Origin of the sequence: Streptomyces macrolidinus (genome assembly GCF_023887685.1) — a bacterium.
Taxonomy (GTDB): domain Bacteria; phylum Actinomycetota; class Actinomycetes; order Streptomycetales; family Streptomycetaceae; genus Streptomyces; species Streptomyces macrolidinus.
The window spans coordinates 1-21,941 of sequence record NZ_JAMWMR010000007.1 but is presented as its reverse complement, the minus strand read 5'-3'; the positions used below and the strand labels follow the sequence as shown (position 1 = coordinate 21,941).

The window sequence follows — 21,941 nt, the reverse complement described above, 5'->3', positions numbered from 1 at the left end:
GCTGTCCGCGGTGACGGCCCCGTCGCGTCATGCCGTCGCGGGCTTGCTGCCGAGGGCCGCGTACACGTTGATGTCGGCGTCCGTCACGTCGTTGATGTCGTGGTAGCGGACCTTCTCGATGTCCTCGAGCGTGTCCAGGTACGCCGGTTCGGGCTGCTCCGGGACCGGGGCGGCGTGGTCGGGGCGCCAGTGGTGGGCGGGGACGAGGCCCGGCTCGGCGAGTTCCAGCCCGTTGTCGGTGAAGAAGCGCTCCACCTCCGCCTTGGAGCGCAGTACGAAGGTGAACCCCCGTTCGGTGTACGTGCGTTGCACCGCGCGGACGTTCTCGGCGTTCAGGTCCTCGGTGAGATGGCTGAGGACCAGCCGGCTGCCCGCGGGCAGGGCGTCGACCAGTTCGCGCACGATCGGGTAGGCGTCCTCGTCCTCGATGAAGTGGAGGATCGCGACGAGGCACAGCGCGATCGGCTGGTCGAAGTCCAGGGTCTTCGCGGCCACTTCGAGGATGCGCGCCGGGTCCTTCAAGTCGGCGTCGATGTAGTCGGTACGACCCTCGGCACTGCTCGTCAGCAGGGCACGCGCGTGCGCGAGCACGATCGGATCGTTGTCGACGTACACCACCCGCGCGTCCGGACTGATCCGCTGGGCGATCTGATGGACGTTCTCCGCCGTGGGCAGACCGGTACCGATGTCGAGGAACTGGCGGATGCCGTCCTGCTCGGCCAGCGTGGTCACGGCCCGGCGCAGGAAGTCGCGGTTGTGCCGTACGTCGAGATAGCCGCGCGGGTTGGCGGCCAGTCCGGCGGCGGCTGCCGCGAGGTCGGCCGAGTAGTGGTCCTTGCCGCCGAGGAAGACGTCGTAGACCCGGGCGGGGTGGGCCTTGGTGGTGTCGATCCTCCTGCGCAGCTCGGCGGGGTCGTGGCTGAGGGCATCACCGGACATGGGGTCTCCGTGAGTGGTTCTTGGCTGGGGTGGTCAGGTCTGGTGGACGGTCAAGGCTGATGGGTGTCAGGGCTTGTGGCCGATCGCCGCGTAGACGCTGATGTCTTCGTCCGTGACGTCGTTGATGTCGTGGTACTTGAGCCGGTCGACGAACTCGAGGGCGGCGAACCGCTCGGGGTCCGGTGCCGGGAGCACGGGCGCCGCGCCATCGGGCCGCCAGCGGTGGACGGGGACCACGCCCGGCTCGGCGAGCGTCAGCCCGTTGTCGGTGAAGAACCGTTCCACCTTCTCCCGTGACCGGAGTACGAAGGTCAGCCCGCTCTTCCGGAACGACTGCGCCACCTTGGCGCTCTGCTCCGGGTTGAGGTCGTCCGCCAGGTGACTCAGGACGAGGCGGCTCCCCGGAGGCAACGCGTCCAGCAGCTCCCGGACGACGCCGTAGGCAGCCTCGTCCTCGATGAAGTGCAGCACCGCGACGAGGCACAGCGCGATCGGCTGGTCGAAGTCCAGGGTCTTCGCGGCCACTTCGAGGATGCGCGCCGGGTCCTTCAAGTCGGCGTCGATGTAGTCGGTACGACCCTCGGCACTGCTCGTCAGCAGGGCACGCGCGTGCGCGAGCACGATCGGATCGTTGTCGACGTACACCACCCGCGCGTCCGGACTGATCCGCTGGGCGATCTGATGGACGTTCTCCGCCGTGGGCAGACCGGCGCCGATGTCGAGGAACTGGCGGATGCCCTCGTCCCGGACGAGCGTGGTGACCGCGCGGCGCAGGAAGTCCCGGTTGTGCCGGGCGGTGAGATGGCCTCGGGGGTGGTCGGCGAAGGCCGCGGCTGCCGCCTGCCGGTCGACCGGGTAGTGGTCCTTGCCGCCGAGCAGGACGTCGTAGACCCGGGCCGGATGGGGCTTGGTCGTATCGATCCTCCCGCTCACCTCGACAGGATCGTGGTGGAGGGCATCACCGGGCATAAGGCGTCTCCCTGGAAGCTACGACTGGTGGTCAACAACCTAGCTCCCAGGGCGACTTGATGCTGTCCGCAGCGGCGAACCAGGGCCACTCAGCCCCCGAGCGGGGGCTCCCAGGCGCTGCCGCCCAGCGGATAGACGTAGTCCGGCTTCCCGGCGCCGCTGGTGCGAAACGGCTGACCGTGGTCGTCGACGCGTACGGTGCCGTGGCGGGTGCCGCTCGACCAGTCCAGCTCCAGATACCAGCGGACGTCGTGCCCGCTGGTGTGTGCGTTGACGTAGAAGACCTCGGGGTCGGACTCGCTCACCTTGTACGGGAAGTCGCGCTGCCCGCCGATGGGGTGCGCGAGCGGGTTGCCGAGGTCGAGCGACACGTCGAAGGACTTGGTGTCGACCTCGCCGCCGCAGCCGTTGCCCATCGCGTAGCTGTTCCAGGTCAGGGGCGCGTCGCTGCTCACCACGCGTACGTGCAGCGCCTGGAGTACGACGGTGTCCGCGCCGGTGCCCTGCACGGTGAGCGCCACCAGTTGGTGGTCGGCGGCGACCGCGCCGAGCGCCGTGCTCCAGCCGACCACGTCCTGCTGCGCGGGCGGCGGCGGCACGTTCTGCGGGCTCCGGTCGACCAGGAAGCTCTGGTCGCAGGGCACGTCCCAGTAGTACGGGGTGGTGGCGACCGTGACCGGCACCGCGCCCGGCGCGGCGGTGTTCGCGGTGCGCGGGCGGCGGGACGGAGCGTCGGAGGGGGCGTCGGCGCTCGGAGCGGTGGTCCGCTGCCGGGTCGGCGAGGTCGACGGTGACGCGCTCGCCGTGGGACTGGCCGACGACCGGGCGGCCCGCGGCGCGGACGACGTGACACCGACGCTCGCGGCGACGTCCCGAGAGGCCTCGGGCCGATCGGCGTGCCCGGGAACCAGGTTCACCACAAGGGCCGTCGCCGCGGCGACCACGACGATCCCGACACCGGCGAGCAGAGCGGTGGGACGCTTGCGGGGGGTGCGTTCGGGGGGCGCGGCGGGGCTGAGATCGAGGGCGGGGTCGCGTACGAGGTCCGGGTCCGAGGCCGGGTCCGAGGACGAATCTGACTCGGGGGCACGCAACGGGCGAGAGTCTGGACCGGAGTTCGGGGCACGCAACGGGCCTGCGTCCAGGCCGACGTTCAGGGCCAAATCCGAGCCCGAGTCCAGGCCCGAGTCCTGAGCAGCGTTCAGGTCCGGATCCGGGTCCACGCTCGGGGCCGCGTCCGAAGTGTTCTCCGGGCTCTTCAACCCCCTCAGCGCGTCCGCGCGGATCCAGCGGCGGTGCAGTTCGAGCAGCTCGTCCGGTGTCGCCCGGCAGACGCGGGCCAGGCGTTCGACGGGAGCGTAGTCCGTCGGTACGACCTCGCCGCTGACGTACCGATGCACGGTGGACGCGCTCATGTGCAGGCGATTGCCCAGCGCCCCGTAACTGAGCCCCGACCGTTCCTTCAACTCGCGCAGCAGCTCCGCGAAGTCGTCCCCCGCCACCGTTCTCCCTCTCCCGAGATCCCTGGACAGCGTCCCAGGCGGTTGCCGTTTCCCCAGGTCAGAGCCGTTCTCAGCGTTCCAGCGTCCCGCATGTTCCCGTACTGCTGGCCCCCGGGACGGATCCTCCCACAAGGTGGTGTCCAAGCAAGCACGGCGCTCCCGGCACCCGGTCGAGCAGCCGGTCCCCAGCACTCCGTACGAAAGGCACTCCCATGTCCGCACGCACCCTCCGCACCGCCCGCACCGCCTGCACCACCCGCACCACCCGCACCCGTCTGTTCGCGGTCACCGCGCTCTCGATCGCCGCCGCCTTGTCCCTGACCGCGTGCAACGGAAGCGACGAGGACACGAACGGGGCGGGCTCGTCCCCGTCGGTCACCGCCACCTCCACCGCGCAGAGCCGGCAGCCCTCCGACGCCCCGTCCTCTCACGACGGCAACGGTTCCAGCGACTCCACCGGCGCCCAGGGCTCGACCGGCACCAACGGCACCGACTCCGCTTCCCGCTCCGGCGGTTCGAAGGGCACGGGCAACGGTTCCGGCGGCGGCTCGCAGAGCGGTACGGCCTCCGGGAAGCTCGCGAAGTGCGGCGCCGCGCACCTGCGCATCACCGCTGCCGAGCCGCCCCGCCCCATCAACCACCTGCTGCTGACGGCCACCAACACCGGTTCGACCACGTGCATGCTGCCCGCCTACCCGGCGGCGCGCTTCGGCGAGGCCCAGTCGGTGCCGCCGGTCGCCGAGGACACCCAGCCGCAGGCGGTGACGACGCTGGCGCCGGGCGAGTCGGGATACGCGGGGGTCATCCTGTCCAGCGGCGACGGCGAGAACGGCCACACCGTCTCCACGCTGACCATCCCGTTCGACGACGGCTCGATCGCCACGGTGTCACTGCCCGCCAAGGGCGTCTACGTCGACGACAAGCTGACGGTCTCCTACTGGCAGAGCACCATGGCCCCGGCCGTGGACTTCTGACCGGAGGCGGAGTGACCGAGGGCCGCGTGACCGGCCGCGTGACCGATCCGGCCGACCCCCGCCGATCCCGCGACCGCCCCGCCGTTCATCACCACCGAGGGGCCCGCGCAGGGCCCCTCTCCGGTCCACAAGGAGGGACCACCCATGCCCGTACGCAGCGCCCGTACCCAACTGCTCGCCGCCACGGTGCTCGTGATCGCCGCGACCGCCGGCCTCACGGCGGGCTGCCAGGACGGTCGGGGCGTACGCGACGAGGGCCCGCCCGTCGTCTCCAGGTCTCTGGGGACGACGGGCGGGCCCTGCGGCGACGGTGTGTCTCAGCGCAGCTTCTGCGCGGCCTCGACGGCCCAGTAGGTGAGGATGTTGTCGGCACCGGCCCGCTTGATGCCGGTCAGGGTCTCCAGGATCGCCTGGTCCCGGTCGATCCAGCCCCTCTCGGCGGCGGCCTCGACCATCGAGTACTCACCGGAGATCTGGTACGCGACGACGGGCACGTCCGACGCTTCGGCGACCCGCGCGAGGATGTCGAGGTAAGGCCCGGCGGGCTTCACCATCACCATGTCGGCGCCCTCCTCCAGGTCGAGCGCCAGCTCCCGCAGCGACTCGCGCACGTTGGCGGGGTCCTGCTGATAGGTCTTGCGGTCGCCCCGCAGCGCGGAGCCGACGGCCTCCCGGAAGGGACCGTAGAAGGCCGAGGAGTACTTGGCGGTGTAGGCGAGGATCGAGACGTCCTCCCGCCCGATCTGGTCCAGCGCGTCGCGGATGACGCCGATCTGGCCGTCCATCATCCCGCTCGGGCCCACGATGTGCGCGCCCGCGTCGGCCTGCACCTGCGCCATCTCGGCGTACCGCTCCAGCGTGGCGTCGTTGTCGACCCGGCCGTCGGCGTCGAGGACGCCGCAGTGGCCGTGGTCGGTGAACTCGTCCAGGCACAGGTCGGACATGACGAGCAGGTCGTCGCCGACCTCGGCCCGTACGTCGCGCAGGGCGACCTGGAGGATCCCGTCCGGGTCGGTGCCCGCCGTACCGGCGCCGTCCTTCTTCGACTCCTCGGGCACGCCGAACAGCATGATCCCGGAGACTCCGGCCTCCACGGCCTCCAGCGCGGCCTTCTTCAGGCTGTCGCGGGTGTGCTGCACGACCCCCGGCATGGCCTCGATCGGCACCGGCTCGCTGACGCCCTCCCGCACGAAGGCGGGGAGGATGAAGTCGGCCGGGTGGAGCCGGGTCTCGGCGACCATACGGCGCATGGCGGGCGTCGTGCGCAGCCGCCGGGGACGGGTACCGGGGAAGGATCCGTACTTCGTCATGCCACCTACGCTACGCCCGCCCGTAGGGTCCTTTTGCCGACGCGACGTCGGACCGGAAACCACCGGTTTCTCCCTCGTGACCTGGTGCGGGACCACAGCAGGAAGGGCGCCCCCGCAGACCGGGGACGCCCTTCCTCTTCATGAGCCTCAGGTGCTCGAACGGCGCCTGCGCGCCCCCGGCCTCCGCTCGCTCGGCCGGGTCACCGGGTCACCGGCCTCCAGGGCGGCCGTGCGCCGCTTGAGGCCGAAGTCCGCGAGCGCCTCCGTCAGCTTGTGGACCGACGGCTCGGGCGCCATGACGTCCACGCGCAGGCCGTGTTCCTCGGCCGTCTTCGCGGTCGCCGGGCCGATACAGGCGATCACCGTCACGCTGTGCGGCTTGCCCGCGATACCCACGAGGTTCCGGACCGTCGACGACGACGTGAACAGGACCGCGTCGAAGCCACCGCCCTTGATCGCCTCACGGGTCTCGGCCGGCGGCGGCGAGGCGCGCACGGTCCGGTAGGCCGTGACGTCGTCGACCTCCCAGCCCAGCTCGATCAGACCGGCCACCAGGGTCTCCGTGGCGATGTCGGCGCGCGGCAGGAAGACACGGTCGATCGGGTCGAACACCGGGTCGTACGGCGGCCAGTCCTCCAGCAGGCCCGCGGCGGACTGCTCCCCGGAGGGGATCAGGTCCGGCTTCACGCCGAAGGCGATCAGCGCGTTCGCCGTCTGCTCGCCGACCGCGGCCACCTTGATGCCCGCGAAGGCGCGCGCGTCGAGGCCGTACTCCTCGAACTTCTCCCGGACCGCCTTCACCGCGTTGACCGAGGTGAACGCGATCCACTCGTAGCGGCCCGTCACCAGGCCCTTGACCGCCCGCTCCATCTGCTGGGGCGTACGCGGCGGCTCGACGGCGATCGTCGGCACCTCGTGCGGCACGGCCCCGTACGAGCGCAACTGCTCGGAGAGCGAGGCCGCCTGCTCCTTCGTCCGCGGGACGAGGACCTTCCAGCCGAACAGCGGCTTGCTCTCGAACCACGAGAGCTGGTCGCGCTGCGCGGCGGCGGAACGCTCACCGACCACGGCTATCACCGGTCGGCCGCCGTCGGGGGACGGCAGGACCTTCGCCTGCTTCAGGGTCTGCGCGATCGAGCCGAGCGTCGCGGACCACGTGCGCTGCCGCGTCGTCGTACCGGCGATCGTCACCGTCAGCGGGGTGTCCGGCTTACGGCCCGCGGCCACCAGTTCCCCGGCGGCGGCGGCCACCGAGTCCAGCGTCGTGGAGACCACGACCGTGCAGTCGGAGGCACCGACCTCGGTCCAGCAGCGGTCCGAAGCGGTCCGGGCGTCCAGGAACCGGACGTCCGTACCCCCCTCGCCCCGCAGCGGCACACCCGCGTACGCGGGCACACCCACGGCGGTGGCGATGCCCGGGACGACCTCGAACGGGATACCCGCCGCGGCGCACGCCAGCATCTCCTCGGCCGCGTACGCGTCGAGGCCGGGGTCCCCGGTCACCGCACGGACGACCCGCCTGCCACCCCGCGCAGCCTCCATGACAAGATGTGCGGCATCCCTCGGCGCAGGGGCAGCGGGAGTCGACTCACCGCCGACAACCGCGAGTTGAGGTGCGCCCGTGCCCGTCGAGGGAGCCGTGTCCGTGTCAAGGACGGCGACGCCGACCTTGGCATGCGTACGCACCACGTCGAGCACATCGTGCTCGCCGACGAGAACGTCCGCGTTCGCCAGCGCCTCCACGGCGCGCAGTGTGAGAAGTCCCGGATCCCCGGGTCCGGCACCGAGGAAGGTGACGTGCCCGTGGTCGAGGCCGGCGGGAAGGGTGGTGGGGCTCAATGTGCTCGCTCCCCCATCAGACCGGCCGCGCCCTTGGCAAGCATCTCGGCGGCGAGTTCGCTGCCGAGCGCCATCGCCTGGTCGTGCGACTCGAGCACGGGACCGGTGGTGGACATCTGCACCAGCGCGGAACCGTCGGCCCGGCCGACGACGCCGCGCAGGCGCATTTCCTTGACAGTCTGCCCGGCGCCCCGGGAGTCCCCTCGCTCGAGCGAAGCCGAGAGAGGGTGAAGGTCGGCCAGCGCGCCCACGGGAGCGCTGCAACCGGCCTCCAGGGCGGCGAGCAGGGACCGCTCGGCGGTCACGGCGACCCGGGTGAAGGGGTCGTCGAGCTCGGCGAGCGCGGCGATCAGCTCCGCGTTCCGCGCAGCACACTCGATCGCCAGTGCCCCCTGGCCGGGGGCGGGCAGAACGGTGTCGACCGACAGGAAGTCGGTCACCTCGTCGAGACGCCCGAGACGGTTCAGCCCGGCCGCGGCGAGGACCACCGCGTCCAGCTCGCCGCTGCGGACGTATCCGATGCGGGTGTCGACGTTGCCCCGGATCGGGACCGTCTCGATGCTGAGGTCGTGCGTACGGGCGTACGCGTTCAACTGCGCCATGCGGCGCGGCGAGCCGGTGCCTATGCGGGCCCCGCGGGGCAGGTCGGCGAACTTCAGACCCTCACGCGCGACGATCACGTCACGCGGGTCCTCGCGCACGGGCACGGCGGCCAGCACGAGGCCCTCCGGCTGCGCGGTCGGCAGATCCTTGAGGGAGTGCACGGCGAAGTCGACCTCGCCGCGCAGCAGCGCCTCGCGCAGGGCCGCCACGAACACACCGGTGCCGCCGATCTGCGCGAGGTGCTCGCGGGAGATGTCGCCGTACGTCGTGATCTCCACGAGCTCGACGGGCCGTCCGGTCACCCGGGTCACGGCGTCCGCGACCTGACCGGACTGGGCCATGGCCAGCTTGCTGCGCCTGGTCCCCAGCCTCAGTGCCTGCTCACTCATGCTCGCCCTCGGTTCTTGGCGTTCTCGGTGTTCGTGTCGTTCTCGGTGTCCTCGGCCCGGGAGACGGAGGCGACCGTCTCGGGGTCGAGGTCGAACAGGGTGCGCAGCGCGTCCGCGTACCCGGCGCCGCCGGGCTCGGCCGCGAGCTGCTTGATCCGCACGGTCGGCGCGTGCAGCAGCTTGTCCACGACGCGTCGTACGGTCTGCGTGATCTCGGCGTGGTGCTTGGTGTCGAGGTCGGGCAGCCGTCCCTCCAGGCGCGCGATCTCGCTCGCCACCACGTCGGCGGCCATCGTGCGCAGCGCGACGACGGTGGGCGTGATGTGCGCGGCGCGCAGGGCGGCGCCGAACGCGGCGACCTCGTCGGAGACGATGCGCCGTACGAGGTCCACGTCGGCGGCCATCGGCGCGTCGGCGGAGGCGTCGGCCAGCGACTCGATGTCGACGAGGCGCGCGCCGGGCAGCCGGTGCACGGCCGCGTCGATGTCCCGCGGCATGGCGAGGTCGAGCAGCGCGAGCGCGGGCGCGGGGCGGGGGATCTCGACGGGTTCGGGGCTGCGGCGCTCGGGGACCCGGCCGGTGGCGGCGACGGTCGCGACCAGCGCGTTGATCGCGTCGGTGTCGGCCTCGGGGTCGAGCACGGTGGACCCGGCGGCGGCGCGGTGGCCGCGCGGCTCGACACCCTTGTCCACCCAGGCGGCGTGCTGCTCCAGCTCGGTGGCCGCCATCCCGGCGACGGCGGCCTCGCCGAGCACCGAGAAGCCGGCGGTGCGCTGCACCGCGGACAGGTCGATCGGACACTCGTCCTGGCCGGCCGGGCTCGCGGGGACGGTCTCGGGGGCACCGCCCGGTGCGGGGACGAGCGGGGTCACCGGACCCGCCACGCGTCCCTCCAGCGCGGCGGCGACCGCGTCGGCCGTGAGGACCACGCCGGTCGCGCCCGTACAGGACACCGCGACATCGGCCCGTGCCAGCTCGTCGGCGACCGTCTCCATCGGCACGGCGCGCGCCAGCACGTCCGTGTCGTCGGCCTCCGTCAGGATCTGCGCGAGCCGCTCGGCCCGCTCGAAGGTGCGGTTGGCGATCACGACCTCGGTGATGCCGGCGCGCGCGAGGGTCGCCGCGGCCAGCGAGGACATGGAACCGGCGCCGATCACGAGGGCCCGCTTGCCCCGGGCCCAGGTCTCGACCGGCGTACCGGCGGAGAGCTGCTCCAGGCCGAAGGTCACCAGCGACTGCCCGGCGCGGTCGATGCCCGTCTCGGAGTGGGCGCGCTTGCCGACCCGCAGGGCCTGCTGGAACAGGTCGTTCAGCAGTCGTCCCGCGGTGTGTCGTTCCTGCGCGGCGGCCAGGGAGTTCTTGATCTGGCCGAGGATCTGGCCCTCGCCCACGACCATGGAGTCGAGCCCGCAGGCCAGGGAGAACAGGTGGTGGACGGCCCGGTCCTCGTAGTGCACATAGAGGTACGGGGTCAGCTCGTCGAGGCCGACGCCGCTGTGCTGGGCGAGGAGGGTCGACAGCTCGGCGACACCGGCGTGGAACTTGTCCACGTCGGCGTACAGCTCGATGCGGTTGCAGGTGGCGAGCAGCGCGGCCTCGGTGGCCGGCTCGGCGGCGACCGTGTCCTGGACCAGCTTGGCCTGGGCGTCCGTGGCCAGCGCGGCCCGCTCCAGGACGCTGATCGGAGCGCTGCGGTGGCTCAGCCCGACAACGAGAAGACTCATGCCGGCATCACGGCGGGAACGTCCCCGTCGGGTCCCTTGTCGGTGGACTCCCGGGCAGCGGCGGCGGAGGCCGGCAGCCCGTCGGGCAGCGCTTCCTCGCCCGCCTTGCGCTGCTCGTGGAAGGCGAGGATCTGCAGCTCGATGGAGAGGTCGACCTTGCGCACGTCGACGCCGTCCGGGACGGACAGCACGGTCGGCGCGAAGTTCAGGATGGAGGTCACCCCGGCACCCACGAGCCGGTCGCAGACCTGCTGGGCGGCGCCCGCCGGGGTCGCGATGACCCCGATCGACACGCCGTTGCCCTTGATGATCTTCTCGAGGTCGTCCGTGTGCTGGACCGGGATGCCCGCGACCGGCTTCCCGGCCATCGCCGGGTCCGCGTCGATGAGCGCCGCGATCCGGAAGCCACGGGAGGCGAACCCGCCGTAATTGGCCAGCGCCGCGCCGAGGTTACCGATACCGACGATCACAACCGGCCAGTCCTGGGTCAGGCCCAGTTCGCGGGAGATCTGGTACACGAGATACTCGACGTCGTAGCCCACGCCACGGGTCCCGTAGGAACCGAGGTAGGAGAAGTCCTTGCGCAGCTTCGCTGAGTTGACCCCCGCCGCCGCGGCCAGCTCCTCGGAGGAGACCGTGGGAACCGAGCGCTCCGACAGTGCGGTCAGCGCTCGGAGGTACAGCGGAAGCCTGGCGACGGTGGCCTCGGGGATTCCTCGGCTGCGGGTCGCCGGTCGGTGAGTTCGGCCAGTTGCCACGGTGCTCCTGCGGGTAGAGCGGGGCTGTAGGCGGTCATACGTCCCCAGACCGCCCCGTCGAAAGCAGGCTATGTCTTTGTGAACGCGTGCACAAAGATGGTGTCCGATTTGCCCGGCCAACGTGACCGGGGTCACGCGCCTTCGGCGCCCTGTTTCGGAACCGGCGCACGCGCACCTGCGTCCCTGTCGTTCTGGGGGCAAAACCGCACACTCTCCTCAACAATCCACGCCCCCGAGACCGATCGCCATCGATCCTAAGCGACTTTCGGGCCACTTGGACTGCTCGGTCAGTTCCGCGGCGGCATCGGAACGACCGCTGGAGCGACTGCCGGAAAGGTCTCCGGGTGACCACCGGAGCGGCTCCGGGCAACTCCGGAGCGACTCCGGGCAGCTAGGCGAGGGCCTTGCGCAGGCGGTCCTCGTTCACGCGCCAGAACGTGTGCTGCGCGCCGTCGATCAGGACGACCGGGATCTGCTCCCAGTACTCACGGTTCAGCTCCTCGTCCTGGGTGATGTCCTTCTGCTCCCAGGGAACGCCCAACTCGCCGCAGACCTTCTCGATGACGATCTGTGCGTCATCACACAGATGGCAGCCGGGCTTGCGGATGAGCGTGACGAGATGGTCCCGGGCAGCCTGGGCGTTCCGGGCCTTCTGGGCGGGCTCCCGCCGGAAGAGGGGACTCATGTCGGCCATTCTCGCTCGACCGGACGGAAAGACGCGGGGCCAACCGGCCGCAACCCGCACCCGTCCGGCCCTACCGGGCGACGAGACGGTACGACCCCGTCCCGAGCGCGGAACGACACGGACACCCGGAGTTCACAGCCCGCGAACCTCTCGGCACCGGATGCGCGGAACGGACTGGCTATGCTCACGGCATGGCCGCTCTCGGATGGCTCACTCCCCGTAGGCGCTCCGCCACGGCGCGGAGCGTGTTGGCAGGCGAGGCCTCTGCGGAGGCAGCGCGCAAGTCCTCACAGGACACCACCTCCCCGGACACCACCCCCCAGGACGCCTCCGCCGAGGAGGCCCCGTTCCCGGTTCTCGGCGACGAGAAGGCCGCCGCGTTCTTCGACCTCGACAACACCGTGATGCAGGGCGCCGCGCTGTTCCACTTCGGCCGCGGCCTGTACAAGAGGCAGTTCTTCGAGACCCGCGAGCTGGCGAAGTTCGCGTGGCAGCAGGCGTGGTTCCGGCTGGCCGGGGTGGAGGACCCCGAGCACATGCAGGAAGCGCGCGACTCCGCGCTGTCGATCGTGAAGGGCCACCGTGTCGCCGAGCTGATGTCGATCGGCGAGGAGATCTACGACGAGTACATGGCCGAGCGGATCTGGCCGGGTACGCGCGCGCTGGCCCAGGCGCACCTGGACGCGGGCCAGCGTGTCTGGCTGGTCACGGCCGCACCCGTCGAGATCGCCACGGTGATCGCCCGCCGCCTGGGCCTGACCGGGGCGCTGGGCACGGTGGCGGAGTCCGTCGGGGGCGTCTACACCGGCAGGCTGGTCGGCGAACCCCTGCACGGCCCGGCCAAGGCGGAGGCCGTCCGCGCGCTGGCGGCGGCGGAGGGCCTGGACCTCGCCCGCTGCGCGGCGTACAGCGACTCCCACAACGACATCCCGATGCTGTCGCTGGTGGGCCACCCCTACGCGATCAACCCGGACGCCAAGCTCCGCAAGCACGCCCGCGCCCACGACTGGCGGCTGCGCGACTACCGCACGGCCCGCAAGGCGGCCAAGGTCGGCCTGCCCGCGGCGGCCGGTGTGGGCGCGGTCGCGGGCGGCACGGCGGCGGCGATCGCCCTGCACCGCCGCCGCCGCTGACACCGCGACGCGACCGACCCGACCGACCCGACCGCCCCCGGCCGCAGGCGGCCACTGGGCCGTTCGGGCTGAATCCCCTGACGGGTCTTCACCCTCCGCACACAACCGCGGACCCCGAGGCCGCGCCTCTTCCGAACCCCCGTCAACCGCGCCCCGACCACAACACACCCTGCACTCAGACGGAAGACGAACTCTTTCGGTCAACAACCGATCAGGTTGCGGCATTTGAATGGGCGTCAATCGGTTACGGAAGCGACGTAATCGATGATTTGAGCAACTGGGCGTAGCGCCCCCTGTACTAAGCGTTATTCTCCTCAGACGCATTCCGGTACCCCTCCGTCGCCACGACGGGTGAACGGTCCCGCACTGCACGTGATGGAAGCTCTGCCTCTGGGAGTCCCGTGTACCCACACGTCGGGGTTGACACCTCGGGCCTGGCTACGCTGCGCGCAACGGTCCGCGACCTGTTGCGCGGCTTCGTCCCCACCGCGTACGCCGTACCCGCCTTCGCCACCGCCGCACCCGTCGGCCCGTGCTACGCCCTGGCCGACGGCAGCACCACGGTCGGCGGCAGACGGAGCCGCTCCGCCGGTTCCACCGCCACCACGGCCCGCCGCCCGGCCGCCGACAGCGACAGCGCCCGCATGATGGAGCTGGTCGAGCGCGCCCAGGCCGGCGAGGCGGACGCCTTCGGGCGCCTGTACGACCAGTACAGCGACACCGTGTACCGCTACATCTACTACCGGGTGGGCGGCAAGGCGACCGCGGAGGACCTCACCAGCGAGACCTTCCTGCGCGCCCTGCGCCGCATCGGCACCTTCACCTGGCAGGGCCGCGACTTCGGCGCCTGGCTCGTCACCATCGCCCGCAACCTCGTCGCGGACCACTTCAAGTCCAGCCGCTTCCGGCTCGAAGTGACCACCGGGGAGATGCTCGACGCCAACGAGGTCGAGCGCTCGCCCGAGGACTCCGTCCTCGAGTCCCTCTCCAACGCCGCGCTGCTCGAGGCCGTACGACGGCTCAACCCCCAGCAGCAGGAGTGCGTGACGCTCCGCTTCCTCCAGGGTCTGTCCGTCGCCGAGACCGCGCGGGTGATGGGCAAGAACGAGGGCGCGATCAAGACGCTCCAGTACCGCGCCGTCCGCACCCTCGCCCGGCTCCTGCCCGAAGACGCCCGCTGAACCCCGCGCGCCCGCACCCCCGGCGCCCGACACCGCCGCACCGCGCGCCCACGCCACGCCGCCGCGCGCACCCGCATCGAGCCGTCCCGCATCCCCTGCCCCACACACCTGCGCCGGACCGCCCCGGTCCGCGTCCGCACCACTGAGGGCCCGTCAACTCAGCGCGTATACCTACTAGTTGATTCCTCACCCCAGCACTCCGCAGTCCGTAACCGAAGTGCCGAGCCGCTCGTTGTGCGGAATGCAGGCTCCCTGTGGTCACTCCCCCGCTACCCTCGATCACTCGATCGTGTGGCAGCGATCGGGGCGTGCAACCCTCAGGATCCCCTGGGGAGTCCGACCGTCATGACGAGAGGAGGTGCCGCCAGTGATCGCGAACGTATCGGCGCACCGGCGGGCGAACGCCTTCGCCCAGGCCCTGGAGGACCAGTCCGACGACCGGGGTACGGCGGCCGAGTGGTCCGCGGGGCCGGATCCGGCCCCGGCCGCCGCGGAACGGACCGACCAGACCCCCCTGTTGGGCCTCGCGACCCGGCTCGGCGAACTGCCCAAACCGGCGCTCAGCCCCGAGGTCAAGGTCGCCCAGCGCGCGCGGCTGGTGGCCGCGATGGAGGCCATGCTCCAGGAGGGCACGGCCGTCGGCGGCGAGGCGGCGGGCCCGTCGGTGCCCCAGCAGCGGCCCCACCGCGGCCGGGGCGCCCATCGGGCGAGCCCGCTCGGGAAGTTGCGGCCCCGTACCCGGCTCACCAAAGGCCTGGCCGCGGGCGGGCTCAGCGTGGGGGTGGCCGCCGCCTCCTTCGGCGGCGTGGCCGCGGCCAGCTCCGACGCCCTGCCCGGTGACACGCTCTACGGCCTCAAACGCGGCATCGAGGACGTCAAGCTCGGCATGGCCGACGGCGACAACGCGCGCGGCCGGATCTATCTGGACCAGGCGTCGACGCGGCTGAGCGAAGCCCGCAGGCTGATGGAGCGCGATCGCGGCGGCCAACTCGACCACGAGTCCATCGGCGAGATCCGCCGCACGCTGTCCGGCATGCAACGCGACGCCTCCGAAGGCCACCGCCTGCTGCACGACGCCTACAAGCGAGACGGCTCCCTCGGCCCTATCCAGGCCCTCTCCACGTTCTCCGAGTCCCACCGCGAGGCCTGGGGCGCCCTGCGCGACCGGCTGCCCGTCCAGCTCGGTGACGTCAGTCAGCAGGTCTCGTCGGTGTTCGACGCCATAGACCAAGAGGTCGCCCCGCTGCAGTCGCTGCTGCCGCGGCCCTCGTCGCAGCGCAGCCCCGGGCGGCATCAGGGCGGCGACAGCAAGCCCACCGCCCCCGTCGGCGCGACCGGCGCGGACAGCCCGACGCCCAGCGCCACCGGCGGCAGCCCCACCGGCGGCCACGGCAGCGGCGAACCCCAGCCGTCCTCGTCCACCAGCGGCGACGGCGGCGGCCTGCTCGGCGGTGGCACGGGCGGCCTGCTGGACCCGCCGAAGGACACCACCGGCAGCACGCCGTCACCGAGCAAGAGCACCGCGCCCGACCCGCAGGTGACCCTGCCCCCGCTGCTCCCCGGCCTGCTGCCGGGCCTGGGCATCAACAGCGAGGACAACAGGTAGGGCGAGCAGGGCACGTACGAGGACGGGGCACCCCCGGGCGAAAGGGGGCGCCCCGTCCTCGTACGACTCGCGAAACCGACCCGGAAGCCACCGGAAGCCGGTGGAAGCCGCTCAGGAGACCGCTCAGAAGAAGACCGACCTGCGCTGCACCAGCAGCTTGTACAGCGTGTGCTGGATCTGCTCGCGGACCTGGTCCGTCAGGTTGAACATCAGCATCGGATCCTCGGCGGCCTCCGGCGGATAGCTCTCCGTGTGGATCGGCTCGCCGAACTGGATCGTCCACTTCGTCGGCAGCGGCACCGCCCCCAACGGGCCCAGCCACGGGAACGTCGGCGTGATCGGAAAGTACGGGAAGCCCAGCACCCGGGCCACGGTCTTCGCGTTGCCGATCATCGGGTAGATCTCCTCGGCCCCGACGATCGAGCACGGCACGATCGGCGTCCCGGCGCGCAGGGCCGTGGAGACGAAGCCACCGCGCCCGAACCGCTGGAGCTTGTAGCGCTCGCTGAACGGCTTGCCGATGCCCTTGAAGCCCTCCGGCATCACCCCGACCAGTTCGCCACGCTCCAGCAGCCGCTGGGCGTCCTCCGCGCACGCCAGGGTGTGACCGGCCTTGCGGGCCAGTTCGTTGACCACCGGCAGCACGAAGACCAGGTCCGCGGCGAGCAGCCGGAGATGGCGCTCGGCCGGGTGGTGGTCGTGCACCGCGACCTGGAGCATCAGGCCGTCCAGCGGCAGCGTCCCGGAGTGGTTGGCGACGATCAACGCCCCGCCCTTGGCCGGGATGTTCTCGACGCCCTTCACCTCGACCCGGAAGTACTTCTCGTACAACGGCCGCAGCAGTGACATCAGGACGTGGTCGGTCAACTCCTCGTCGTAGCCGAAGTCGTCGACCTCGTAGTCGCCCGTGAGCCGTCGGCGCAGGAACGCCAGGCCCTCGGCGACGCGCCGCTCCACGCCCGACTCCCGCGGGCGCACCGGCGGCTTCTTCTCGCCTGTCACACCCCCATCATCCTGCGGGGCCGCCCTGCCGCGCAGCGGCTGGACCTCCCTAACCGCCGCAGGCTCGCCCGAGCGCCGGCTCCCCGCGCTCCGGCGCCGCTGCGACCGCTGCGCGGCAGCCCCGCGGGACCGGTCGTCGTCGAACGGAATGACCTTGGCGTCCGCCATCGTTGATGCGCTCCTCAGTTGGCGCTCTGCGTCGGGGGGTGGCCACCGCCCAGGGCGGGCAGCCCGGCGATCCGGTCGACGGCTGCCGCGAGGGCCTCCGGGGGCAGCAGTCCGGGGCCGCGGCTGCGCGCGAAGTCCGCGAAGGTCTCCGCGGTCGTGTAGGTCGGCTCGAAACCGAGAGTCTCGCGCATCTGGTCCGTCGACACGACCCGGCCATGTGTGAGCAGCCGGATCTGCTCGGGCGAGAAGTCCGTCATGCCCACGCTGCGCACCGCCGAGCCCACCCAGGTCACCGCGGGCAGCAGCAGCGGCACGGTGGGCCGCCCGAGCCGCCGCGCGCACTGCGACAGCAGCAGCACCCCATCGCCCGCGATGTTGAACGTGCCGCTGTTGAGCGTGCCACGCCGCGGCTCGTGCGAGGCGATCCGCAGCACGTCGATGACGTCGTCCTCGTGCACGAACTGCAACCGCGGGTCATAGCCGAAGACGGTGGGCAGGACCGGCAGCGAGAAGTACGAGGCGAGCGGTGAATCGGCGTCCGGACCAAGGATGTTGGCGAAGCGCAGCACACAGACGGCGACATCGGGCCGCCGCCGCGCGAACCCCCGTACATAGCCCTCGACCTCGACGGTGTCCTTGGCGAAGCCGCCGCTGGGCAGGGACTTGGGCGGTGTCGTCTCGGTGAACACCGCCGGGTCGCGGGGCGCGGATCCGTACACGTTCGTACTGGACTTCACGACGAGCCGTGCGACGGTCGGGGACTTCTGGCAGGCGCCCAGCAACTGCATGGTGCCGATGACGTTGGTCTCCTTGACCGTGGCCCGGCTGCCGCTGCCCAGCGGGGTGCCGGTCACGTCCATGTGGACGACCGTGTCGACGGAGTGCTCGGCGAGCACCCGGGCGATGGCGGGCTGGCGGATGTCGGCCCGGACGAACTCGGCGCCGCCCAGGTCGTGCTCGGGCTCGACCACGTCCACGCCGACGACCCGGTCGACCTCGGGGTCACGCTGGATCCGTCGTACGAACCGGCCCCCGAGCCGACGGGCCACCCCGGTCACGAGCACGACCTGCCCCAAGATCAGCGCCTCTCTTCCCGTCCCGTCACACCGCTTCCGCACGGGCGCGGCCGTGCCGCGTCCCTCGTGTGCGGCCAACTTAGCGGGTCGATGTCGCGCGGGGACGACAGCCCGATGACGGACGTACAGAGCAAGCCATTTGCCTCATCGGCGCGGGCCGCCGACAACGCCCATGGCCCCCCACCGGTGGTGGGGGGCCATGGTTGTGCGCTGCGCGCAACGAGCAAGGATGCCCCTCACGGGGCAGTGCCTTACTTCTTGTTGCGACGCTGAACGCGCGTGCGCTTGAGCAGCTTGCGGTGCTTCTTCTTGGCCATCCGCTTGCGCCGCTTCTTGATAACAGAGCCCACGACTACCCTCGCTCACTTCTCATCACTCGGTGCTGGGCGCCATGGGCCCACACGACCTACGAGGGGCTAGCCTACCCGCCCGAGCGCTGAGGTCGTAATCGAGGTGATCCGGGGGGGCCGGGAACGGCCCCGCCGGGCCCGCCGTCAGGCCGTCTCCACCCCCACATAGCTCTCGCGGAGGTACTCGTGAACCGCTTGCTCCGGCACCCGGAAGGACCTCCCCACCCGGATCGCCGGCAGATGACCGCTGTGCACCAACCGGTACACGGTCATCTTCGACACGCGCATCACCGAGGCGACTTCCGCCACGGTCAGGAACTGAACCTCGTTCAGAGGCCTCTCGCCAGCAGCAGCCATGACACACCTGAACCTTCCGCACTCGACGGCCACCGGCTTCCCCTTCCGGTGACTCTTCGTCGTTGCGTGCTCACTCCCCAGACTAGGGGCGGGTGATGCAAGTGGGGAAGAGGGGATGGCATCCGCGGCCTACTGTGACAGACACGCTCGATTGAGTACATAGCGAGTAAGCGGTCCGTAGTAAGCAGACCGCACAGCGTCATCAAGCGGAACGGCGACGGACACCCGCCCCTCCGTCTCCCCGACGAAGGGCGCGGGATCATCCGTATCGGCCGGCCCGACCCCCTCGAACCCGAGCTGACCTGCCCCGCAGACCCGTCCGTGGTCCCCGATGACCAGCCACGGAAGCGGCCCTCCGGCCTCCGCCGCGGCGGCCGGCACACTACGAACCGGGAGCGGCGAGTGCGTATGTGCGCCGGGCTCACAACCGGCGGCTTCACGCCCCGTTTTGCGCACGAATGCGACTCCTCGTACGTAATCGAGAGCGTAGGTACGTAGACCGAACCGGGTCGTTATGTCGATACAGCGACCATGCGCTGGGGTGAGGACAGCACATCCCGCCGTCGACAAAGCGTCCGCGAGTGCGGCGTAGAAGCCGAGCAAACGGTGCGGATGGCCGGTGCCCAGCAGAACCGGGGACCTGTCCTCGCGTGAAGTGGCCACAGCCCCGGCCGGCTTGGCGGTCGGCAGATGCGCACGCAGCGCTCCGGGGCTCAACACGTCAGCGATGCTGGCCCAGTTGCCGAGGAGGGGTGGGCAAAACGCGGTGAACGCCCCACAGTTGGCGTAATCGTGCGATCCTGCACGGCGGCCGGGACGGCAAGTGGTGAGCAGGTGACGGGTGACGGGTGACGGGTGATGGGTGACGGGTGACGGGTGATGGGTGACGGGGCGTTCGCCACAGGGGATTCGCGACAGGACTCAGGCCAGCAGCCCGCGCAGCGGGAACGCCGCCTTGCGGGTGGCGATCACCGCCTGGTCCAGCCGGTCCGCCGGGTCGTACCCCGCCTGCCAGTCCGCGTAAGGCACCGGCCAGCGGCCGTCCGTCATCCGCGCGGGCGCCAACTGCCGTGTCCGCGCGTACACTTCCTGCCGCCAGCTCTCGGGGATCACGGTCTCCGGGGCGACCGGCCGCCCGGCCGCGATGGCCACCAGATGCGTCCAGGAGCGCGGTACGACGTCCACGACCGCGTACCCACCGCCGCCCAACGCGACCCAGCGGCCGTCGGAGTACGCGTGCGCGAGGTCGTGGCAGGCGCTCTGCACGGCCCGCTGCGCGTCCAGCGAGACGGCGAGATGCGCGAGCGGGTCCTCGATATGGGTGTCGGCGCCGTGCTGGGTGACCAGCACCTGTGGCCGGAAGTCGGCGAGCAGCTCCGGCACGACGGCGTGGAAGGCCCGCACCCACCCGGTGTCCGCGGTCCCGGCCGGCAGCGCCAGGTTCACGGCACTGCCCTCCGCGTTCGGGGCGCCCGTCTCCTGCGGCCACCCGGTCTGTGGGAAGAGCGTCCGCGGATGTTCGTGCAGCGAGACGGTGAGGACCCGCGGGTCCTCCCAGAACGCGGCCTGCACGCCGTCCCCGTGGTGGACGTCCACATCCACGTACGCCACGCGCTGCGCGCCCAGTTCCAGCAACCGGGCGATGGCGAGCGCGGCGTCGTTGTAGACACAGAACCCGGAGGCCGCGCCCGGCATCGCGTGGTGCAGCCCTCCGGCGAAGTTCACGGCGTGCAGGGCGTCTCCGCGCCACACGGCCTCGGCCGCCGCCACCGACTGCCCGGCGATCAGCGCCGAGACCTCGTGCATCCCGGCAAAGGCGGGGTCGTCCACCGTCCCGAGCCCGTACGCCACATCGGCGGACGCCGGGTCGGAGGAGGCGTCCTTCACGGCCTGGACGTAGTCCTCGCGGTGCACGAGCCGCAGCGTGGAGTCGCCAGCGGGCTTGGCCGCGACCACCTCGATATGCCGGTCCAGGCCAAGGGCGTCGACGAGCCTCCTGGTCAGCGCGAGCCGCACCGGGTCCATGGGATGGTCCGGACCGAAGTCATATCCCGTTACCGCCTCGTCCCACATCAGTTGCGCGCGACCGCTCATGGTCGTCACGGTAGCGTTCCGCGCCCGGCGCGAACGAGCGGACGTGGACCAGAGTCACCAGGACCAGTGCCATCGGTACGAGCATGGCCCCCCGGTAGCTCCAGGCGTCCCCGAGCGCTCCCACCAGGGGTGAACCGACCAGAAACCCGACGTAGTTGAAGATGTTGAGGCGCGCGACGGCCGCGTCCGACGCCTCGGGGAACAGTCGCCCCGCCGCCGCGAAGGTCTGCGGGACGAGCACACACAGCCCAAGACCCAGCAGAGTGAACCCGAGCATCCCGGCCCAGGCCGCGGGCGCGCCCGCCACCACGGCGAACCCGGCCGCCGCCACCAGCGTCCCGAGCCGTACGACGGCCGCGGCCCCGAACCGCCGCACCCCGAGGTCCCCGAGGGACCGCCCGAGCAGCGTAGTGACCATATAGATGTTGTACGGAACGGTCGCGAGCTGCTCCGAACTCCCGAGGGTGTCCTGAAGGTACTTGGCGCTCCAGTTGGAGACGGTCGAGTCCCCGATGTACGCGAAGGTCATCACCAGACACAGCGGCAGCAGGAGCCGGAACGCCACCGGGCGGGCCGTCGCCGCCTGGGCGTCCTGGGTGTCCGCCGTGGGCATGCCCCCGTCGACGTACCAGCGGCTGCCGACGAAGGTGGCCGGCAGCAGGACGGCGACGACCGGTAGATACGAGACCCACAGCGCGAGGTGCCAGTGCGCCCCCGCCCACGCGAGCGAGGCGCCGACGATCCCGCCGAGACTGTACGCGGCGTGGAAGCCGAGCATGATGCTGCGCCCGTAGGACCGCTGGAGGCTCACCCCGAGCATGTTCATGGAGGCGTCCAGCGCCCCTACGGCCAGCCCGAACACGCCCAACGCGAGCGCGAGTTCGGCCATACGGCCACCGGCCCCGACGCCGAGCAGGGCGAGCAGTACGACGGGCTGCGACCAGCGCAGCAGTCGGCTGGGCCGTATGCGCCTGACGAGCTGCTCGGCGCCGACGCTGCCGACGCCCGCGAGGATCGGCACAGCGGCGAGGACGACGGGCAGCAGGGTGTCGGAAAGCCCGTACTGGCGCTGGATGGCCGGGATACGGGTCACCAGCAGAGCGAAGGTGGCTCCCTGGGCGAAGAAGCTGAACGCCAGGAGGGCTCTGCCGCGCCGCAGCACATCTGTCATGGCGGGAGCGTAGGGCCACGGGCTACCAGCGGGTAGACCCGCGAAGATGATTTCTGTTCAGCTTTACCTGGCGACGGCGACAGTCGCGTCCAGAAACTGGCCCGGAACTGG

Annotated in this window: 21 protein-coding genes; 5 read left to right on the top strand and 16 right to left on the bottom strand. The window is 71.3% G+C overall.

The features are described from left to right. Window positions 1-27: 27 nt before the first annotated feature. The 3 genes from NGF19_RS10630 to NGF19_RS10620 form a co-directional block, all read right to left on the bottom strand. Window positions 28-939, bottom strand: coding sequence for an SAM-dependent methyltransferase (locus NGF19_RS10630; RefSeq protein WP_252424374.1), 912 nt, complete (start codon window positions 937-939; stop codon window positions 28-30). Between the two features lie 66 nt (window positions 940-1,005). Continuing rightward, entirely contained in the window at window positions 1,006-1,908 is a 903-nt protein-coding gene (locus NGF19_RS10625) for an SAM-dependent methyltransferase (RefSeq protein WP_252424372.1), read from the bottom strand. A gap of 89 nt (window positions 1,909-1,997) precedes the next feature. Next, window positions 1,998-3,410 (bottom strand): helix-turn-helix domain-containing protein, encoded by a 1,413-nt coding sequence (locus tag NGF19_RS10620; RefSeq protein ID WP_252424370.1) that lies wholly within the window; start codon window positions 3,408-3,410, stop codon window positions 1,998-2,000. A 212-nt stretch (window positions 3,411-3,622) separates the two neighbouring features. Between NGF19_RS10620 and NGF19_RS10615 the strand changes: the two genes are divergently transcribed. Together NGF19_RS10615 and NGF19_RS10610 are read left to right on the top strand one after the other, a co-directional pair. Further along, window positions 3,623-4,384 carry a DUF4232 domain-containing protein gene (locus NGF19_RS10615; protein ID WP_252424368.1) on the top strand — a complete coding sequence of 254 codons (762 nt, stop codon included), beginning with the start codon at window positions 3,623-3,625 and terminating at the stop codon, window positions 4,382-4,384. Window positions 4,385-4,528: 144 nt separating this feature from the next. Beyond that, on the top strand, window positions 4,529-4,738 hold the full coding sequence (locus NGF19_RS10610) for a hypothetical protein (protein WP_252424366.1): 210 nt from the start codon (window positions 4,529-4,531) through the stop codon (window positions 4,736-4,738). Here NGF19_RS10610 and hemB read toward each other — a convergent pair. The 6 genes from hemB to NGF19_RS10580 all read right to left on the bottom strand — a co-directional run bounded on the left by hemB (window position 4,702) and on the right by NGF19_RS10580 (window position 11,701). Next, window positions 4,702-5,694 (bottom strand): porphobilinogen synthase, encoded by a 993-nt coding sequence (gene hemB / locus NGF19_RS10605; protein ID WP_252424365.1) that lies wholly within the window; start codon window positions 5,692-5,694, stop codon window positions 4,702-4,704. The genes NGF19_RS10610 and hemB overlap by 37 nt on opposite strands. A gap of 147 nt (window positions 5,695-5,841) precedes the next feature. Next, window positions 5,842-7,533, bottom strand: coding sequence for a bifunctional uroporphyrinogen-III C-methyltransferase/uroporphyrinogen-III synthase (locus tag NGF19_RS10600; RefSeq protein WP_252424364.1), 1,692 nt, complete (start codon window positions 7,531-7,533; stop codon window positions 5,842-5,844). Further along, complete coding sequence (gene hemC / locus NGF19_RS10595; protein WP_252424363.1) at window positions 7,530-8,525, bottom strand: hydroxymethylbilane synthase; 996 nt, start codon at window positions 8,523-8,525, stop codon at window positions 7,530-7,532. Before hemC ends, NGF19_RS10600 begins: the two co-directional genes overlap by 4 nt. Then, on the bottom strand, window positions 8,522-10,249 hold the full coding sequence (locus NGF19_RS10590; RefSeq protein WP_252424362.1) for a glutamyl-tRNA reductase: 1,728 nt from the start codon (window positions 10,247-10,249) through the stop codon (window positions 8,522-8,524). Before NGF19_RS10590 ends, hemC begins: the two co-directional genes overlap by 4 nt. Further along, on the bottom strand, window positions 10,246-11,007 hold the full coding sequence (locus tag NGF19_RS10585; protein WP_252424361.1) for a redox-sensing transcriptional repressor Rex: 762 nt from the start codon (window positions 11,005-11,007) through the stop codon (window positions 10,246-10,248). Before NGF19_RS10585 ends, NGF19_RS10590 begins: the two co-directional genes overlap by 4 nt. Window positions 11,008-11,398: 391 nt before the next feature. Beyond that, entirely contained in the window at window positions 11,399-11,701 is a 303-nt protein-coding gene (locus NGF19_RS10580; RefSeq protein ID WP_252424360.1) for a glutaredoxin family protein, read from the bottom strand. Between the two features lie 182 nt (window positions 11,702-11,883). Here NGF19_RS10580 and NGF19_RS10575 point away from each other — a divergent pair, with 182 nt between their 5' ends. The 3 genes from NGF19_RS10575 to NGF19_RS10565 all read left to right on the top strand — a co-directional run bounded on the left by NGF19_RS10575 (window position 11,884) and on the right by NGF19_RS10565 (window position 15,612). After that, on the top strand, window positions 11,884-12,825 hold the full coding sequence (locus NGF19_RS10575) for an HAD family hydrolase (RefSeq protein ID WP_252424359.1): 942 nt from the start codon (window positions 11,884-11,886) through the stop codon (window positions 12,823-12,825). A 401-nt stretch (window positions 12,826-13,226) separates the two neighbouring features. Then, window positions 13,227-14,006 carry an ECF subfamily RNA polymerase sigma factor, BldN family gene (locus NGF19_RS10570; protein ID WP_252424358.1) on the top strand — a complete coding sequence of 260 codons (780 nt, stop codon included), beginning with the start codon at window positions 13,227-13,229 and terminating at the stop codon, window positions 14,004-14,006. 367 nt (window positions 14,007-14,373) lie between these two features. Next, entirely contained in the window at window positions 14,374-15,612 is a 1,239-nt protein-coding gene (locus NGF19_RS10565; protein ID WP_252424356.1) for a DUF5667 domain-containing protein, read from the top strand. 123 nt (window positions 15,613-15,735) lie between these two features. Here NGF19_RS10565 and NGF19_RS10560 read toward each other — a convergent pair whose 3' ends face one another. The 7 genes from NGF19_RS10560 to NGF19_RS10530 all read right to left on the bottom strand — a co-directional run bounded on the left by NGF19_RS10560 (window position 15,736) and on the right by NGF19_RS10530 (window position 21,830). After that, window positions 15,736-16,782: a lysophospholipid acyltransferase family protein gene (locus NGF19_RS10560; protein WP_252424354.1), complete on the bottom strand. Its 1,047-nt coding sequence runs from the start codon at window positions 16,780-16,782 to the stop codon at window positions 15,736-15,738. 14 nt (window positions 16,783-16,796) lie between these two features. Beyond that, window positions 16,797-17,858 carry an NAD-dependent epimerase/dehydratase family protein gene (locus NGF19_RS10555; RefSeq protein WP_252424352.1) on the bottom strand — a complete coding sequence of 354 codons (1,062 nt, stop codon included), beginning with the start codon at window positions 17,856-17,858 and terminating at the stop codon, window positions 16,797-16,799. Window positions 17,859-18,109: 251 nt separating this feature from the next. After that, on the bottom strand, window positions 18,110-18,208 hold the full coding sequence (locus tag NGF19_RS10550) for a 30S ribosomal protein bS22 (RefSeq protein ID WP_003948845.1): 99 nt from the start codon (window positions 18,206-18,208) through the stop codon (window positions 18,110-18,112). A 144-nt stretch (window positions 18,209-18,352) separates the two neighbouring features. Further along, entirely contained in the window at window positions 18,353-18,565 is a 213-nt protein-coding gene (locus tag NGF19_RS10545; protein WP_004984898.1) for a helix-turn-helix domain-containing protein, read from the bottom strand. 129 nt (window positions 18,566-18,694) lie between these two features. After that, window positions 18,695-19,399, bottom strand: coding sequence for a phosphatase (locus NGF19_RS10540; protein WP_372505651.1), 705 nt, complete (start codon window positions 19,397-19,399; stop codon window positions 18,695-18,697). 87 nt (window positions 19,400-19,486) lie between these two features. Beyond that, the gene (locus NGF19_RS10535; RefSeq protein WP_252424348.1) at window positions 19,487-20,659 is read right to left on the bottom strand and encodes an acetoin utilization protein AcuC; all 1,173 of its coding nucleotides are present in this window, start codon (window positions 20,657-20,659) and stop codon (window positions 19,487-19,489) included. Beyond that, window positions 20,610-21,830 carry an MFS transporter gene (locus tag NGF19_RS10530; protein WP_252424347.1) on the bottom strand — a complete coding sequence of 407 codons (1,221 nt, stop codon included), beginning with the start codon at window positions 21,828-21,830 and terminating at the stop codon, window positions 20,610-20,612. Before NGF19_RS10530 ends, NGF19_RS10535 begins: the two co-directional genes overlap by 50 nt. Between the last annotated feature and the right edge of the window lie 111 nt (window positions 21,831-21,941).